This window comes from Streptomyces sp. NPDC107550 (genome assembly GCF_055639095.1).
Genome location: NZ_JBVKBC010000016.1, coordinates 1 through 16,308, shown reverse-complemented (window position 1 = coordinate 16,308; position 16,308 = coordinate 1). Strand labels below are relative to the sequence as shown.

At 73.6% G+C, this 16,308-nt stretch carries 14 protein-coding genes; 9 read left to right on the top strand and 5 right to left on the bottom strand.

Features of this window, described 5'->3' with window-relative positions; all coding sequences use genetic code 11:
- The first annotated feature begins 257 nt into the window (after positions 1–257).
- A complete protein-coding gene (locus ACZ7LY_RS21235) occupies positions 258–3,752 on the top strand; it encodes a WD40 repeat domain-containing serine/threonine protein kinase (RefSeq protein ID WP_471626206.1) in 3,495 nt (1,164 codons plus the stop codon).
- 161 nt (positions 3,753–3,913) lie between these two features.
- Here the strand turns inward: ACZ7LY_RS21235 and ACZ7LY_RS21230 are convergent, their stop codons facing one another.
- Positions 3,914–5,431: a hypothetical protein gene (locus ACZ7LY_RS21230; protein ID WP_471626205.1), complete on the bottom strand. Its 1,518-nt coding sequence runs from the start codon at positions 5,429–5,431 to the stop codon at positions 3,914–3,916.
- The gene (locus ACZ7LY_RS21225) at positions 5,428–6,630 is read right to left on the bottom strand and encodes a DUF6236 family protein (RefSeq protein WP_471626204.1); all 1,203 of its coding nucleotides are present in this window, start codon (positions 6,628–6,630) and stop codon (positions 5,428–5,430) included. The genes ACZ7LY_RS21230 and ACZ7LY_RS21225 overlap by 4 nt, the downstream gene beginning before the upstream one ends.
- Before the next feature lie 242 nt (positions 6,631–6,872).
- On the opposite strand from ACZ7LY_RS21225, the gene ACZ7LY_RS21220 reads away from it, so the two are divergent.
- Genes ACZ7LY_RS21220 through ACZ7LY_RS21205 form a run of 4 tightly spaced genes read left to right on the top strand, consistent with a single transcriptional unit; the run spans position 6,873 to position 10,975 of the window.
- Positions 6,873–7,646, top strand: coding sequence for a (Fe-S)-binding protein (locus ACZ7LY_RS21220; RefSeq protein WP_471626203.1), 774 nt, complete (start codon positions 6,873–6,875; stop codon positions 7,644–7,646).
- Positions 7,643–9,145 (top strand): LutB/LldF family L-lactate oxidation iron-sulfur protein, encoded by a 1,503-nt coding sequence (locus ACZ7LY_RS21215; RefSeq protein ID WP_471626202.1) that lies wholly within the window; start codon positions 7,643–7,645, stop codon positions 9,143–9,145. Before ACZ7LY_RS21220 ends, ACZ7LY_RS21215 begins: the two co-directional genes overlap by 4 nt.
- Positions 9,142–9,792 carry a LutC/YkgG family protein gene (locus ACZ7LY_RS21210; protein ID WP_471626201.1) on the top strand — a complete coding sequence of 217 codons (651 nt, stop codon included), beginning with the start codon at positions 9,142–9,144 and terminating at the stop codon, positions 9,790–9,792. Before ACZ7LY_RS21215 ends, ACZ7LY_RS21210 begins: the two co-directional genes overlap by 4 nt.
- A gap of 19 nt (positions 9,793–9,811) precedes the next feature.
- Positions 9,812–10,975, top strand: coding sequence for a betaine/proline/choline family ABC transporter ATP-binding protein (locus tag ACZ7LY_RS21205; protein WP_471626200.1), 1,164 nt, complete (start codon positions 9,812–9,814; stop codon positions 10,973–10,975).
- 128 nt (positions 10,976–11,103) lie between these two features.
- Here ACZ7LY_RS21205 and ACZ7LY_RS21200 read toward each other — a convergent pair whose 3' ends face one another.
- From ACZ7LY_RS21200 to ACZ7LY_RS21190, 3 genes are read right to left on the bottom strand one after another with little or no spacing between them, the layout of a single operon-like run.
- Complete coding sequence (locus ACZ7LY_RS21200; protein WP_471626199.1) at positions 11,104–12,054, bottom strand: ABC transporter substrate-binding protein; 951 nt, start codon at positions 12,052–12,054, stop codon at positions 11,104–11,106.
- Positions 12,051–12,725, bottom strand: coding sequence for an ABC transporter permease (locus ACZ7LY_RS21195; protein WP_471626198.1), 675 nt, complete (start codon positions 12,723–12,725; stop codon positions 12,051–12,053). Before ACZ7LY_RS21195 ends, ACZ7LY_RS21200 begins: the two co-directional genes overlap by 4 nt.
- Entirely contained in the window at positions 12,722–13,417 is a 696-nt protein-coding gene (locus ACZ7LY_RS21190; protein ID WP_471626338.1) for an ABC transporter permease, read from the bottom strand. The genes ACZ7LY_RS21195 and ACZ7LY_RS21190 overlap by 4 nt, the downstream gene beginning before the upstream one ends.
- A gap of 184 nt (positions 13,418–13,601) precedes the next feature.
- Here ACZ7LY_RS21190 and ACZ7LY_RS21185 point away from each other — a divergent pair, with 184 nt between their 5' ends.
- The 4 genes from ACZ7LY_RS21185 to ACZ7LY_RS21170 all read left to right on the top strand — a co-directional run bounded on the left by ACZ7LY_RS21185 (position 13,602) and on the right by ACZ7LY_RS21170 (position 16,112).
- Entirely contained in the window at positions 13,602–14,567 is a 966-nt protein-coding gene (locus ACZ7LY_RS21185; RefSeq protein ID WP_471626197.1) for a pirin family protein, read from the top strand.
- A gap of 160 nt (positions 14,568–14,727) precedes the next feature.
- Positions 14,728–15,216: a hypothetical protein gene (locus ACZ7LY_RS21180; protein WP_471626196.1), complete on the top strand. Its 489-nt coding sequence runs from the start codon at positions 14,728–14,730 to the stop codon at positions 15,214–15,216.
- Positions 15,217–15,270: 54 nt separating this feature from the next.
- Complete coding sequence (locus tag ACZ7LY_RS21175; protein ID WP_471626195.1) at positions 15,271–15,705, top strand: SMI1/KNR4 family protein; 435 nt, start codon at positions 15,271–15,273, stop codon at positions 15,703–15,705.
- 245 nt (positions 15,706–15,950) lie between these two features.
- Complete coding sequence (locus ACZ7LY_RS21170) at positions 15,951–16,112, top strand: hypothetical protein (RefSeq protein WP_471626194.1); 162 nt, start codon at positions 15,951–15,953, stop codon at positions 16,110–16,112.
- Positions 16,113–16,308 lie beyond the last annotated feature (196 nt).

The following is a 16,308-nucleotide window of genomic DNA, read 5'->3' as shown; positions in this document are numbered from 1 at the left end:
TGAGAGGCGGTACGGGGACTGCGGTACGGGACTGCTGGTAAGGGGGACTGCTGGTGCGGCGGGGCCCGGTCGGCGGTGCGCGCGGACCGGAATCCGGACGCGCGGGCCCCGCCGCCCAGTTCAGCACACCCGAGCGGGCACGGTCGGCGCGGCCCCGGCGCACGGCTTCGTCACGCTCCGTGCCCGGCCGGGAACTCCTGGGGGCGCCGGGACGTAGAAGGAGGTGAAGGGTGTCGGGGGACGGACGGGGTGGGGCTGTGGAAGGCACGGGGCGGGGCGCGACGGCCGGGGAGACGGTGGACGGGCGGTACCGCGTGCTCGGTGTCGCAGGCGAGGGCGCGATGGGCCGGGTGCTGCGGGTGCGGCACCTGGAGTGGCACATCGACCTGGCGGTGAAGGTGCCGAACCCGGGGCTGTTCGAGACCTCGGCGCAGCAGGCCGCGTTCGTCGCGGAGGCCGAGTCATGGGTCGGGCTCGGCCTGCACCCGCACATCTGCGGCTGTCACTACGTGCGCGTCCTGGACGGTGTGCCGCGCGTGTTCGCCGAGTACGTGGGCGGGGGCAGCCTGCACGACTGGATCGCGGACGGCCGGCTGTACGCGGGCGGCCCGGACGCGGCACTCCCCCGCGTCCTCGATGTGGCGGTGCAGACGGCGTGGGGCCTCGGGCACGCGCATGCGCGGGGGCTCGTGCACCAGGACGTCAAACCGGCCAATGTGCTGCTCGACGCGCGCGTCGGGGGCGGGCCCGTGGCGAAGGTGACGGACTTCGGGCTGGCGCGGGCCCGCCCGGTGACGCGGGACGCGGGCGGCGGCGCCGAGGACGACGGGCGCAGTGATGACGGGCGCAGTGTTGTCGACGGGCGCAGTGTTCCGGTGTCGTTCGGCGGGATGACGCGCGCGTACGCCTCGCCGGAGCAGTTGGCGCGGCGCCGGGTGGGCCGCCGCACCGATGTGTTCAGTCACGCGGTGACGGTCCTGGAGATGCTGACCGGCGGCAGGCGGTGGGGGCTCGGCCCGCAGGCCGCCGATGTGGCCGCCGAACTGCGCGGCAGCGGCGGGACGACGGACCGCGTCGGGCCGGTGCCGGAGGCGCTGCTCGACCTCCTCGACCGGTGTCTGCGCGTGGACCCGGCGTCGCGGCCCGCGTCGATGGCCGAGGTCGCGGGCGAACTGGCCGCGCTGCACCGGCAGGTGACCGGCCGCCCGCCGTCCCGGCGCGAGCCCCGCGCGGCGGACCTGCTGGGCGACGAGTGGAACAACCGGGCGCTGTCCCTGCTCGACCTGGGCCGGCACGCGGAGGCCGACGCCGCGTTCGACGCGGCGCTCGCCGCCGATCCCCGGCACGCGGACGCCACGTACAACGGCGGCCTGGCCCGCTGGCGGCGTGGCGACCTGACGGACGCCGAGCTGGTCGCCCGGCTCGACGGGGTGCGCCGCGACAGCGAGGACACGTGGCCCGCGCGGCACGCCCTCGGCCTCGTCCATCTGGAGCGCGGCGACCTCGCGGCGGCCCGCCCGCTGCTCACGGCGGTCGACCGGGAGCGGCCGGGGCAGCCCGACGTGGCGGCGGCGCTCGCCGCACTGGAGTCGCCCGGGGTGATCGACGCGCGCTGTGCCGGCGTCCGTGAGATCCCGTGGGTGTGGACGCGGCCGGGCTGGGCCGAGCCGATCCTCGACGTCGACGTGTCGGCGGACGGGCGGCGCGCGGTCACCGCCCGCGTCGACGAGGGCGTGCAGGTATGGGATGTGCGCTCCGGCGAGCGCCTGCGCGTGCTGACCGGGCACACCGCGCACACCCGGCAGGCGCGGCTGACGCCGGACGGGCGGTACGCGGTCTCCTTCGACGGCGCGCGGGGCCTGCGGCTGTGGGAACTGGAGACGGGCCGTTGTCTGCGCTCCCTCGTCCTGGACGGGATGCCGGCCTGGGCAGCGCTCAGCGCCCGCGCGGGGCTCGTCGTCACGCTGGAGCACGGCCGGCGCGACGACACCCCGACGGTGTCGTTCGTCGTGCGGGACCTGCGGACGCGGCGGGTGCGGACGCGGGCCGAGCACGACGTGTTCCAGTTCACCGACGGCGCCCTCTCCCCCGACGGCCGCCACGCGCTCGTGATCGGATACGCGGACTGCGCGGCGCGCCTGTGGGACGTGGACAGCGGCCGCTGCACGGCCGTGCTCGGCACCGAGGGCGCCAACCGGCCCTGCCTCGCCTTCGACGCGGACGCCGGGGTCGCGGCCCTCGGCAGCAACAGGGACGACGTGATCGAGCTGTGGGACCTGCGCACGAGTCGCCCGCTGCGGACCCTGACCGGGCTCGTCGGGCAGGCCGTGTCCCTGGCGTTCGGGCGCGGCGGCACCCGGCTTCTGTCGGGCGGCAGCGACGGCACCGTACGGCTGTGGGACGTGGCGAGCGGCCGCTGCCTGCGCACGTTCGAGGGGCGCGAGAGAGCGGTGCGACTGGTGCGCTGGGGCACGGACGAGGAGTACGCCCTGTCCGCCGGCCAGGACAACGCGGTCCGGATCTGGCGGCTGCCCGGCGCGCACCGGGTGCCGCCGAGGCTCGCCAGGCCGCGCGCCCACGCGGAGTTGACCGAGGGCGACGCGAAGGTCGCGGGGCTCGTCACCGAGGCCGCCGGGCGGGTCGCGGCCTCGGACCCGGCGGGCGCGCTGGACCGGCTGACGCGGGCGCGGGCGGTGCCGGGGCACGAGCGTTCCCCGCACGTCCTCGCGGCCTGGCGCGACCTCGCCGCGCGCGTGGAGCACACCGGCGTGCGCGCGGTCTGGCCCGCGCACGTCCTGCGGGGCGCGACGGCAGCGCTGATGGCGGTGGACGTCAGCCGCGACGGGCGGTACGCGGCGGCGGGCGGCATCGACGGGCACGTACGCGTGTGGGAACTGGCGTCCGGACGCTGCGTACTGGCCATCCGGCCCCGGTCGGGGGCGATGCCGCACGACGCGGTGGACGTCGTGCAGTTCTCCGCGGACGGCGGCCGGTTGCTGGCCGCCTGCCGGGACGGGTCGCTGCACGCCTGGGCGCTCCCGGGCGGCGAGCCGCTGCTCTCGCTGGACGGCGAGAAGGCCACCGCCGTCGACACCCGGGACAGTGTGCTGCGCATGATCGGCCCGCTCAGCCGGGGCCCTCGCGCGACGCGGTTCACGGCGGACGGGCGGCGGGCGCTGGTGGGCGGCAGCGACCGGGTGTTCCGGCTCTGGGACCTGGCGAGCGGGCGGTGCCTGCGGACCCTGGCCGGCGGCGGCCCATCGCGCGTGCAAGCGGCGTGGCTGACGCGGGACGGGCTGCGGGCAGTGACGGCGGCAGGGGCAGGGGTGCGGGTGTGGAACCTGTTCCACGGGCGCTGCGAGCGGGAGTTGCTCGGGCATGAGGCGCCGGTGAGCGCGGTGGCGGCGAGCGCGGACGGGCGGCTCGTCGTGACGGCCGGTGGCTACGAGGACCACACGGTGCGCGTGTGGGACGCGCGCGACGGGTACTGCCTGCGGGTGCTGACAGGCCATCAGGACAGCCTGTCGGCGGTCGTGTTCACGTCGGACGGGCGTTACGTGCTCTCGGGTGCCGACGACGCGACCCTGCGCGTGTGGGAGGTGGCGTCGGGGCGTTGCCTGCGGGTGGTCGAGGCGCACGGGGGTGATGTGCAGGCCGTCGCGGTCACGCCCGACGGCCAGTTCGCGGCGACGGGCGGCGACGACGGCGTGCTGCGGATCTGGGCGCTGGACTGGGAGTTGGGGGTGCGTTGAGCGCGGGGCGGGCGGAGCGGCGGACGCGGGCGCGGGCGTTGGCGTGGAGCGAGGCGGGCCGGGGCGCGAGGCGCCGGCTCCTTCGCAGGTACCCGCGCCCGGCGCGGCGGCCGACCGCACCCGCGACGCGGCGCGTGCCCGTCACCGCCCCGCGCTCGCCCTCACCACTCCCCTCCCCGGCGCTCACGGAAGCGCTGTTCGAAGGCGGCCTCGGAGCGGGACGGAGGGACGCCGGACGAGGAGCGTTCCAGTACGCCGTCGTCCGCCACGTGGAACAGGGCGCGGTTGATGCGCACCTCCCCGTCGGGCACCGGCACGTACACGAGCCAGCCGACGGTCAGCCGGTGGGCGACGAGCGCGTCGGCCGGGTAGCCGGGGCTGTCGAGGCCCTCGGCGCGCAGGTGGTCGCGGACGAGGGCGAGGGCGTGCTCCTCGGGCAGCGCGGGAAGGTCGGCGCGGGCGACGGTGTCGGCCATGCGCAGCTGCTGGAACGCGGCGTCGAGATCGAGGTCGGACGCCTGTCCGAACGCATCGGTGAGCAACTGCCGTGTCGCGCGCCCTTGTTCGGCGGCGATCACGAGGCGACGGGTCGCGGCGCGGGCCTCGTCGGTGTCGTGGCCGAGGACGGAGGTGAGGACGTCCGTGACGGTGTCCGCGGTCCAGACGCCGGGGATCGCGCGGGCGAAGCCGTCCGGGTTCTGGCACTCGGGGCCCCGGCACCAGCGGCCACCCTCGTACCAGTAGCAGAAGGAGAGGAGGCCCTGCCGGGCGCGGTCGTCGAGGAGTTCGTCGCTCACCCAGGACGGGGCGCCGGCGTACAGGTCGGGCAGCGGTGCGTCGCCCCGGTGGGCTTCGACCAGGCGCGGCGCGTTCCAGGCGCCGCCCGACAGGACGGCACGGCCGCCGGGGAGCAGCCACAGCGTGGAGCCGCCCCGCGAGTTGCCCTCGAACCAGCCGTGCCCGGGCCGCACGCGGGGACCCGCCGGGGAGTCCAACGCGGCGAACACGGCGGCGATCACCGCCCAGCGGGCCCACAGCAGCGGCGCGGTGGGCAGGTCGTCGTACGCGGCGACGGCCCGCACCCCGCGCGCCGCGTCCGCCCGGGCGCCGGCGGCGGCCGTGCGGGCAAGGCGGCGCTGCCGGTCGCCGTGGCCGACGTACGCGGACAGCCAGGTCGGCAGGCGTTCGTGGGGGAAGTCCAGGCGGGCGAGGTCGGCGCGGTAGGCGTCCGGGGGCAGCAGGTCGTCGGCGGGGAAGGGTTCCTCGCCCCGGTCGAGGACGAGGGACGGTTCCGTGCCGGGGGCGAGGTCCACGGCCAGCCGCCACCAGGGCCCGTCTGGCAGGCGGGCGGTCGCCTCGCGGTGGGCGCGGGCGAGGCCGAGGACGTCGGCGCCGGCGTCCGAGGTCACGGGTTCGCCGGACGCGGGCCGCCAGGTCAGCCGGCCCCGGGCGTGCGGCCCGGCCACGGTGAACTCGGCGTGCAGGGACCGCCGGTCGCCGGGTGCCGCGGCGGCCAGCGCGTCGGTGAGGCGGCGGGCGCGGGCGGCGCACTCCCGTACGTCGGCGGGGTCGGGGCGCGGGTCCACGAGGAGGGCGAGGTCGGTGTCCGCGCCGGGCAGCCGTGCCGGGTGCGTGCCGAACGCCCGCTCCCAGGCGGCCGTGAAGTCGTCGCCGCTCATCCCGGCCAGACCCGCCGCAGCCGGTCGGTCAGGGACGGCGGGTCGATCTCCTTGCCGAGCCGGAACAGATAGCTCACCGGGGAGGCGTCGAGGGCGGCCCGCCGCTCGCGCCGCCATTGGAAGGGCGCGCTGACGACGCAGACGCCGACGGCTGCGGGCACGCTGAGTGCGGACGGGAAGTGGGCGGCCTGGGAGGCGATGGCGGCGAGGGGCGGCAGGGCGACGGACTTGACGTTGGCGAGGGCGTGCACGGACTCCAGGCCGACGCTGCGCAGCCGTTCGCTCAGTTCGTCGAGGCGGGAGACGATCCGCCGCTCCACCTCGAGGCCGAGGTGTTCCTGGAAGACGGCCACGTCGCGGACGTCCTCCAACGTGGCCAGTTCCTGTGCCTGTTCGGTGACGTAGGCGCGGAAGGCGTCGAGTTCCGCGCCGAAGCTGCCGCGCACCTCGATGATCTTCTCGATGGGCACGGCGCTGAGGTTCGCCGGGACGACGGTGCGGAAGGCGAGCAGGACGAACGCGTCCTCGACGCCGGGCCCCGGGCGCTCGGCGGGGGCGGCGCGGTGCCGGTCGGTGAGCAGGGTGACGAGGCGTTCGACGCTCCAGCCGGAGAGCACGGCGTGCGGCATGGTGCGGTCTGTGACGGGGTGCAGGCGGTCGCGCAGGGCGAGGCGTTCGGTGAGGGCGCAGGTGTAGACGGCGGCGAGTTCGGGGTGCATGCCGACCCAGGTGCCGCCGTGGCCCTGTCCGGTGATGGCGAGTCCGGCGTCGACGGACGCCTGCACGATGTCCGGTCCGAGCTTGCTGGCGTGCAGGAACCCGAAGCGGGGGTTGAGCCAGGCGATGTCCTCGCCGGGCACCCCGGCGGAGTAGGCGTCACTGCCGTAGCCGAACCCGGCCTCCGCGGGCGGCAGCCCCCAGGTGTCGATGCGATCGAGGCCGAAGCGTTCGCGCAGCGCGTCCGCGTGTTCCCCGATGAGGGTGAGGAAGGGCTCGGTCACCTCGGCGGACGCCCACGGCGGCGGTTCGATGTCGAGGAGCCAGCCCTCCTGGTGGAGGCGGGCGGCGACGGGCGTGTCGCGCAGCGGGTAGCCCGGCGGTCGCAGCCGCCCCATCCGGGGCCAGTACAGGGCGGCGTACTTGAGCCAGGTGTCGTCCCGTACATGGATGGTCGGGTAGTACAGCGCGATCGCGTTCACTTGGTGCCCACGCCCCCCGGGGTCCGATGGTGTTTGCAGGGACCCCAGTGTGCGCGAGATGCCGGGGCCGGGATCACGGAAGAGGCCGGATCGATACCGTCCGGTTCCCTGCCGCTCCCCCGCCGCCGGCGCGTACGGGCGGGGCGCGCGGCGGGCGGGGCGCTCCCGTGACCGCGCGCCCCCGACGACGTACGCTGCATCCATCCGATGATCGTCCCGAGCAAGCGAACGAAGGGGCCACGATGCGTGTCGCGCTCTTCCTCACCTGTGTCAACGACACGCTCTATCCGGACACGGGCCGCGCCGTGGTGAAACTCCTGACCAGGCTGGGCGTGGAGGTGGACTTCCCACAGGCGCAGACCTGTTGCGGGCAGCCGCACTACAACACCGGCTATCGGCATGAGGCGGAGCCACTGGCCCGGCATTACTCCGATGTCTTTGGTCCGGGTCTCGCTTCAGGTGATTACGACGCGATCATCACGCCGTCGGGTTCGTGCGCGGCGATGGTGCGGGAGCTGTACCCGAGGATGGGCGAGCGGGCGCGCACGGAGGGCCGGGGCGACGCCCTGGCGGCGACGCTGGCGCCGGTGGTGCCGAAGACGTACGAGCTGACCGAGTTCCTGGTCGACGTGCTGGGGGTGACGGACGTCGGCGCGTACTACCCGCACACCGTCACCTATCACCCGACGTGTCACGGGCTGCGCTCGCTCGGGCTCGGGGACCGTCCCACGCGGCTGCTCGCGGCGGTACGGGGCCTGGAGCTGGTGGAGTTGCCGGGTGCGAGCGAGTGCTGCGGCTTCGGCGGCACGTTCGCCGTGAAGAACGCCGACGTCTCGGCGGCGATGGGCGCCGACAAAGTACGCAACGCGCGCTCGACGGGCGCCGAGGTGCTGTGCGCGGCGGACAACTCGTGCCTCATGCACATCGGCGGCACCATGACACGGCTCAAGGTGGGCATGAAGCCGGTGCACATCGCGGAGATCCTGGCGAGCACGGAAGAGGAGCCCTGGGCATGAGCGGCACGTTCGTCGGCATGCCGGCCTTCCCGAAGGCCGCGCACGACGCCGTACGGAACACGACCCTGCGCGCGAATCTGCGCCACGCCACCCACACCATCCGCGACAAGCGGGCCCGCGCGGTCGCGGAGCTGGCGGACTGGGAGCGGCTGCGGGAGGCCGGCAAGCAGATCAAGGACCATACGCTGCGCCACCTGGAGCACTATCTGGTGCGCCTGGAGGAGTCGGTGACGGCGGCCGGCGGCACCGTGCACTGGGCGGCGGACGCCGACGAGGCGAACCGGATCGTGACGCGGCTCGTGCGGGCGACCGGCGAGAGCGAGGTCGTCAAGGTCAAGTCGATGGCCACGCAGGAGATCGGCCTCAACGAGCATCTGGAGGCCGAGGGCATCCGCGCGTACGAGACGGATCTCGCGGAGCTGATCGTGCAGCTCGGCCATGACCGGCCCTCGCACATCCTCGTCCCGGCGATCCACCGCAACCGGGGCGAGATCCGCGACATCTTCGAGAAGGAGATGGGCAGTTGGGGCCGCCCGGCGCCCGAGGGCCTGAGCGACACGCCCGCGGAGCTCGCGGAGGCGGCGCGGCTGCATCTGCGGGAGAAGTTCCTGCGCGCCAAGGTCGGCGTCTCCGGGGCGAACTTCATGGTCGCCGAGACCGGCACCCTCGTCGTCGTCGAGTCCGAGGGCAACGGGCGGATGTGCCTGACGCTGCCCGAGACGCTGATCTCGGTCGTCGGCATCGAGAAGATCGTGCCGACCTGGCGGGACCTGGAGGTCTTCCTCCAGACGCTGCCGCGTTCCTCGACGGCCGAGCGCATGAACCCGTACACCTCGATGTGGACGGGGACGACCGACTCCGACGGGCCGTCCGCGTTCCATCTCGTCCTGCTCGACAACGGCCGCACCGACACCCTCGCCGACGAGGTCGGCCGGCAGGCGCTGCGCTGCATCCGCTGCTCGGCCTGCCTGAACGTGTGCCCGGTGTACGAGCGGGCCGGCGGGCACGCCTACGGCTCGGTCTACCCGGGGCCCATCGGCGCGATCCTCAGCCCCCAACTGCGCGGCACGGGCAGCGAGATCGACGCGTCCCTGCCGTACGCGTCCTCGCTGTGCGGGGCCTGCTACGAGGTGTGCCCGGTCGCCATCGACATCCCCGAGGTCCTCGTCCATCTGCGGGAGCGGGTCGTGCAGGGCGGCGAGGTCACCCGGCGCGGCACCAAGGTGACGCTGAAGCCGGCGAAGGGGCACGCGGCCGAGCGGGCGGCGATGCGGGCCGCGCGCTGGGCGTTCACCCATCCGGCGGCGCTCGCGGGCGGCCAGCGGCTGGCGGCCCGCACCCGCCGCTTCCATCCCCGTACGCTGCCGGGCCCGGGCCGGGCGTGGACGGCGACCCGCGATCTGCCGCGGGTGCCCGCGGAACCATTCCGCGACTGGTGGCAGCGCACCCGGGGCGAGGGCGCCGGGGGCGGCACCGACGAGAAGGGAAGCGCGAAGTGAGCAGCAGGGATGTCGTCCTGAGCCGGGTGCGGCGCGCGCTCGGCGGCCCCGTCGAGCCGCCGTCCTCGTACGACACCGACGTGCGCCGCGACTATCTGCGCGCGCACGGCGAGCGGACCGCCGCCGAGACGGTCGAGCTGCTGGCCGAGAACCTCGCGGACTACCGGGCGCTCGTGCACCGCTGCACGGAGGCGGAGCTTCGGGGCCTGCTGATGCGGCTGCTCGCCGGGCACGGGTCGGAGAGCGTGCTGGTCCCGCCGGGGCTCGACCCGTCCTGGCTCGCGGCGGCCGACGCCACGCGGATCGCGGACCGGGCCGACTCCACCCCCGCCGGCCTCGACCGGGTGGACAGCGTGGTCACCGGCTGCGCGGTCGCGGTGGCCGAGACCGGCACGCTCGTCCTGGACGGCTCCCCCGACCAGGGCCGCCGCCGCATCACGCTCGTGCCCGACCATCACATCTGTGTCGTACGGGTCCCCGACCAGGTCGTCACCTCCGTCCCGCAGGCGCTGGAACGGCTCGATCCGGCGCGCCCGCTGACGTGGATCTCGGGTCCGTCCGCGACCAGCGACATCGAACTGGACCGGGTGGAGGGCGTGCACGGGCCGCGCACCCTGGAGGTCGTCCTGGTGAGCGCCGAGCGGTAGGCGCGGTTAGCGTGAGGGCATGATCCGGTTCGACCATGTCACCAAGCGGTACGCGGACGGCACGACGGCGGTGGACGATCTGTCCTTCGAGGTCGCCGAGGGCGAACTGGTCACGCTCGTCGGCCCGTCGGGCTGCGGCAAGACGACCACGATGATGATGGTCAACCGGCTGATCGAGCCGACGTCCGGCCGCATCTGGGTCGACGGCGAGGACATCGCGGGCGTCGACCCGGTGCGGCTGCGCCGCCGTATCGGGTACGTCATCCAGCAGGTCGGCCTCTTCCCGCACCGCACGATCCTCGACAACACGGCGACCGTGCCCGCCCTGATCGGCTGGAAGCGCGCCAAGGCCAGGGCCCGCGCCGCCGAACTCCTCGACCTGGTCGGCCTCGACCCGAAGACGTACGGGAACCGCTACCCGGAACAGATCTCGGGCGGGCAGCGGCAGCGGGTCGGGGTGGCGCGGGCGCTCGCGGCCGACCCGCCGGTCCTGCTGATGGACGAGCCGTTCGGCGCGGTGGACCCGGTGGTGCGCGAGCAGTTGCAGGACGAGTTCCTGCGGATGCAGGCGGCGGTGCGCAAGACCGTGCTGTTCGTGACGCACGACATCGAGGAGGCCGTCCGACTCGGCGACCGGATCGCCGTGTACGGGCAGGGCCGCATCGAGCAGTTCGACACGCCCGGCGCGGTGCTCGGGACGCCGGCGACGCCGTACGTGGCCGAGTTCGTCGGCGCGGACCGGGGCCTGAAGCGGCTGTCGGTGACGGAGATCGAACCGGAGGACCTGGAACAGCCCTCCGTGGTCCGCGTGGACGAGCCGAACGGGCGGGCGGCGGCGCGGCTGCGTGAGCAGGACGCCCGCTGGGCGGTGGTCCTGGACGAGGGCGGTGACCTGCACGGCTGGGTCGGCCTGGACGAGGTGGCGCTCGCGGGCGCCGACGGCCGCGTAGGCGACCTCGCGCACCGGATGAACGCGTGGGTGCCGGTCGGCGCGCCGCTCAAGCAGGCGTTCGGGGTGATGCTCCAGCACGACGCGGGCTGGGTCGCGGTCCTGGACGGCGCGCGGTTCCTCGGGGTGCTGACACCCGCCAAGCTCCATGAGGCGCTGCGCCGTTCGGTGGACGCGGACGCGCAGGGCGTGCAGCGGACAGAGGTGTCGTTCGACTCGGTCGCGGACGCCTGACCTGCGCGTTCCTTCCAGTCTCCGCCGCCGCGCGAGTGAAGTCTCACCCTATGGTTCAGCGTGAGACCCGGTCCACCGTACGCGCGGGGCGGATCGGGCGCGCGGTTGGATCGAGCACGCGGCGCGGGCTACTTCAGCAGGCCCTTGTCGTGCAGGTAGGTGCGGGCGACGTCCTCGGGGAGCCGGCGCCAACTGTCCACCTGCTGGTTCATGCGGGCGAGGTCGTCGGTGGTGAGGACGGAGTTGAGGGCGCCGAGCGCCTTGGCCGCCTTGGCTCCTCCGGCGCGGGAGCGGTTGACGACGGGCACGATGTAGTCGGCGTTCTGCAAGTGCTTGTCGTCGTCGAGCAGGACGAGCCCGAACCCGGCGAGGGTGGCGTCGGTGGTGGTCGTCAGCATCATCTGGTCCTGCCCGTTCTGCACGGCCCGCTTCGACTGGGTGGTGCCGACGCCCTTGGGGTCGACGCCGGTGATGTCGATGCCGTACACGCGCTTGAGGCCGGGCGCGCAGTAGGGGCGGCTGACGCACTCGTCACCGGCCGCGAGCCGCACCTTCAGACCGGAGGCGCCGAGGTCGCTGAGTGTCTTGAGGCGGTGCTGCTTCGCGTAGGCGGCGGTGACGGCGAAGGCGTTCTGGTCGACGGCGCGGCCCGGGTCGAGGACGACGAGGCCGCGCGGCCGGGCGAGGGAGCGCAGCGCCTTCATGGTGGCGGGGAGGTCGGGCGAGCCGACGGGCTTCGCGTCGGCGCCGTGCGTCTTGGCGTTGAGCCAGTCGGCGAAGGTGGCCGCGTATTCGGGCACGACGTCGATCTGGCCGTTCTCCAGGGCCGGTTCGTACAGTTCGCGGTTGGCGACGGAGAGGATCTCGGTGCTGTAGCCGGCCTGGTCGAGCAGTTGCCCGTACATGGTGGCGAGCAGGTCGCTCTCGGTGAAGCCGGCGGAGCCGATCACGAGGTGGTGGCTGTCGCCGGGCGGGCCCGTGACCTGCCCGCGGTTCTCCAGGGAGGGGCCGGTGGCGCAGCCCGCGCTGAGCAGCAGCGCGGCCACGGCGAGGGCGAGGCGGCGGGGCGCGCGGTTCATCCGGCCCTCCGGCGGGCGTGGCCCGGCGCGAGCCGCTCGCCGATCTCGAACAGGCCCTCGACGAGCAGGGCGAACCCGGCGACGAGGACGGCGCCCGCGACGACCTGCGGGGTGCTGGCCAGGTTGAACCCGGCGGTGATGATGCGGCCGAGGCCCCCGCCGCCGGCGAGCGCGGCGATGGTGGCGGTGGCGACGAGTTGCACGGCGGCGATGCGGACGCCGTTGAGAATCATCGGCAGGGCGAGCGGCAGTTCGACCTGGAACAGCATCTGCCGGCCGGTCATGCCCATGCCCCGGGCGGCCCGTACGACGTCCCGGTCGACGCCGCGCATGCCGACGTAGGCGTTGGTGAGCAGCGGCGGTACGGCGAACAGGACCAGGGCGACGACCGTGGGCCCTTCCCCGTACCGGCCGAGCGGCGTGAGCAGGAGCAGGACGAGGACGGCGAAGGTGGGGACGGCGCGGCCGACGTTGGAGATGTTGACGGCGAGCGCGCCGCCCTTGCCGAGGTGGCCGAGGACGAGGGCGACGGGCAGCGCGATCAGACAGCTCACGACGAGGCAGACCAGGGTCAGCACGAGGTGCTGCGTGAGGCGGTGCCAGATGCCGTCGTCGCCGGACCAGTGGGCCGGGTCGGTGAGCCAGTACCAGGCGTCGGTGAGGGTCGTCACGCGCGGCTCGCTCTCGTCCACGGGGTGAGCAGGCGGCCGGCCGCGAGGAGCACGACGTCCGCGACGACGGCGATGACGACGCAGAGCACGGACGCGGTCAGCACCTGCGCCTTGAAGTACGTGTTCATGCCGGCGTAGATGAGGTTGCCGAGCCCGCCGTGGCCGACGATGGCGCCGACGGTGGCCAGGGAGACGGCGGAGACGGTGGCGATGCGCAGCCCGGCGAGCGCGGCGGGCAGCGCGAGCGGCAGTTCGACGGTGAGCAGCAGCCGGATCGGCCCGTAGCCCATGCCGCGCGCGGCCTGCCGGGTCTCCTCGGGCACGGCGCGCAGCCCGGCGAGGATGTTACGCACGAGCAGGGTGAGGGAGTAGAGGACGAGGCCCGCGACGACGAGGGTGGCGGACAGCCCGTAGGCGGGCAGCAGCAGGGAGAACATGGCGAGCGAGGGGATCGTGTACAGCACGGTCGTCAGCGCGAGGACGGGCCCGGCGGCCCAGCCCCAGCGGCGGGCGAGGACGGCGAGCGGCACGGCGATGACCACGGCGATGGCGACGGCCGCGAACGTGATCTGCAAGTGCTGCACGACGGCGTCCACGAGGATGTGCCGGCGCGTGCTGAGGTACTCGCCGCAGATCCAGTCGTTGCGGGCGAGACAGTCGTCCGGCGCCGGCCCCGCGGGCACCGCGGTCACGAAGGGCACGCGTCCATTGCAGTGGCCGCGGCGCGGCGGCGCGCGCTGGGGTGAGCCGTACGGGGGGCGTTCGGCCCGGCCGGGACGCCCGGGTTCGGGCGCGGTGAGCCGTACGGGGGCGTTCGGCCCGGCCGGGACGCCAAGGGCCGGGCGGTCGCCTGGCGGAAGGCCGTAGGTTGACGCCATGAGCAATCTCGATCGCCGGCCGGTGCCGTCCCTGTGCGGGGGCCGGGGCTTCGTGGTGGCGGAGCCGGTACGCGAACTCCTCAGCCCGCGCCGGGTCAGGCTCGGCGAGTCCACGGAAGTGCGGCGGCTGCTGCCGAACCTCGGCCGGCGGATGGTCGGCGCGTGGGCGTTCGTCGACCACTACGGCCCCGACGACATCGCCGACGAACCCGGTATGCAGGTGCCTCCGCATCCGCACATGGGGTTGCAGACGGTGAGCTGGCTGCGCGAGGGCGAGGTGCTGCACCGGGACTCGACGGGCAGCCTCCAGACGATCCGGCCGGGCGAGCTGGGCCTGATGACGTCGGGCCGCGCCATCGCCCACTCGGAGGAGTCGCCGCGCTCCCACGCCCGCTTCCTGCACGGGGCGCAGTTGTGGGTGGCGCTGCCGGACGCGCACCGGCACACCGAGCCGCGCTTCGAGCACCACGCGGACCTCCCCCGCGTCACCGCGCCCGGCCTGACGGCGACGGTCGTGCTCGGCACGCTGGACGGCACGGACTCCCCCGGCACGGCGTTCACGCCGATCGTCGGCGCGGACCTCGCCCTCACGCGCGGGGCGGACGTCCGGCTCCCTCTCGACCCGGACTTCGAGTACGCGGTGCTCGCCATGTCCGGCGAGACGGTCGTCGACGGCGTCCCCGTCCTGCCCGGCTCCCTCCTCTACCTGGGCTGCGGCCGCACCGAACTCCCCCTGCGCGCCGAGTCGGACGCGGGCCTGATGCTCCTGGGCGGCGAGCCGTTCGAGGAGGAGCTGATCATGTGGTGGAACTTCATCGGCCGCACCCAGGACGAGATCGAACGGGCCCGCGCCGACTGGACGACCGGCACCCGCTTCGGCGAGGTGAAGGGCTACGCCGGCGCTCGCCTCGACGCTCCGGAACTGCCTTCCGTGCCGCTCAAAGCCCGCGGGCGAGTGCGCTGACCTGCATATTTTCTCTGAACCGGCGGCGACCCGAGCGAGCGTAAAGAACGGAGAGCGCACGCTACCTCGACGCGCCGATGGCGCTCTCGAACGACGAGATCGCCCGGATCGGCCGCGTCCGCGTACTCCCGTCCATGCCCATCCCCCAGTAGGCGCCTCCATGAAATTCCTGATCACCACCCTGCGCGAGGCGACGCTCGCGGCATGGCGAGCCGCACTCCCCGAGGACGAGCACGTCGAGTACCGACTGGCCTCCGCCCGCTCCGTCCCTGCCGACGCGCTGTGCATCGCGGGGATGTACGCGTTCGAGCGCTACGGGGGTTCGCCCCGTGACGACGTCGCTCAGATCCTCGACAATCTCCGCAACGACGGTCTCCCACCCCTGATCGTCGTCCCGCCCTCGCTGCCCATGGTGCGCGACACCAATGGCACGGTGACCGTGCACCCGGACTTCCAGGAGATCAGTCCGGCCTACCATGCGATGGCCCGAACAGGCGAAGCGATCCGCAGGTGGAACGAGCGGGACTCCGGGACGCCGATTCACACGGTCGTGGTCGACCTCCCCCTCCTGGGAATGGACGACCCCGACGACAAAAGGACGCCGCGTTCCGTGGGCCGGGCCGTCCAGGACACGTTCACGGCAGGCTGACCCTGGGTTCGGCCCGCGCATCGGACAGTGCACGAAACACGGAGAAACCATCTTATGTGGCGTCAACTCATAGCGAAATCCTCGCGGGCAGAGCTGAAGGGCCCTGCCCTTCCCGAGACTCTGAACCGCATCGAAGAGCGACTGGGACAGTCCGTCCCCGCCTCACTGCGGGAGTTGCTGCTGGTGACGGACGGCGTCGAGGACGAGTACGGGACCGCACTCGTGTGGAGCGCCGGCAGGATCCTGGCGGAGAACGCGTCGTTCCGGTCGCAGGCGGATTTCCGCGATCTGTACATGCCGTTCGACGCCCTGATGTTCTTCGGCGACAACGGTGGCGGCGATCAATTCGCGTTCGTCCGCACCCCCGAGCGGGACGACGTCTTCGTATGGGACCACGAAACAGACAGCCGAACATGGGTGTCGGCCTCACTCGAGAACTATCTGCGCAGCGCACTCGGTAGCGACGGAGAGGACTGGTACCGCGCCTGACCGGGGCATCTCACACATCGTGCCGGCCCTTCCTCATACTGACGCGACGGCCCGGGCGAGCGTGAGAAGCCCTCACGGCCGTCCCGGCGCGGGAGCCGTCCGCCGGCGATACGTCTCGGCCTGGCTGCACGGAACGTACGGAAAGCCCGCACGGGCCGCACGGCTCACCCGTTCGGAGCGACCTACGCTCCCCCTGAAACCTGAACGGACGATGCCCACTCGATCAGTCGAAAGAGACGCTGCCCATGCTGAAGCACGTCGCCACTCGCACCCGTTCCCTCATCGCCGGTTCGACCCTGGCCGCGGCCGCCCTGATCACATACGAGACACACCGGTACTCCTACTGCTCGGTGTCCCCGTCCCAGGCGGATGACCGGACCTGGTGCGACGAGGCCGGCGACCTCTGATCCCTGCGTCGGATCGGCCACATCCCCCGTTCGGCGGCATGTGCGCCTCACTCGTCAGGGGGTGGCGGGTGCGGAAACGACTTGCCGGGGCCGGGCGCGGTGCTAGGGTCTGTCGTCAAAGTGTCATGTCCACATGAGGAGTGAGGCCAGGGTGATGGCGGCGGTGTATGACTCGGCGGTCTTGTCGTAGCGGGTG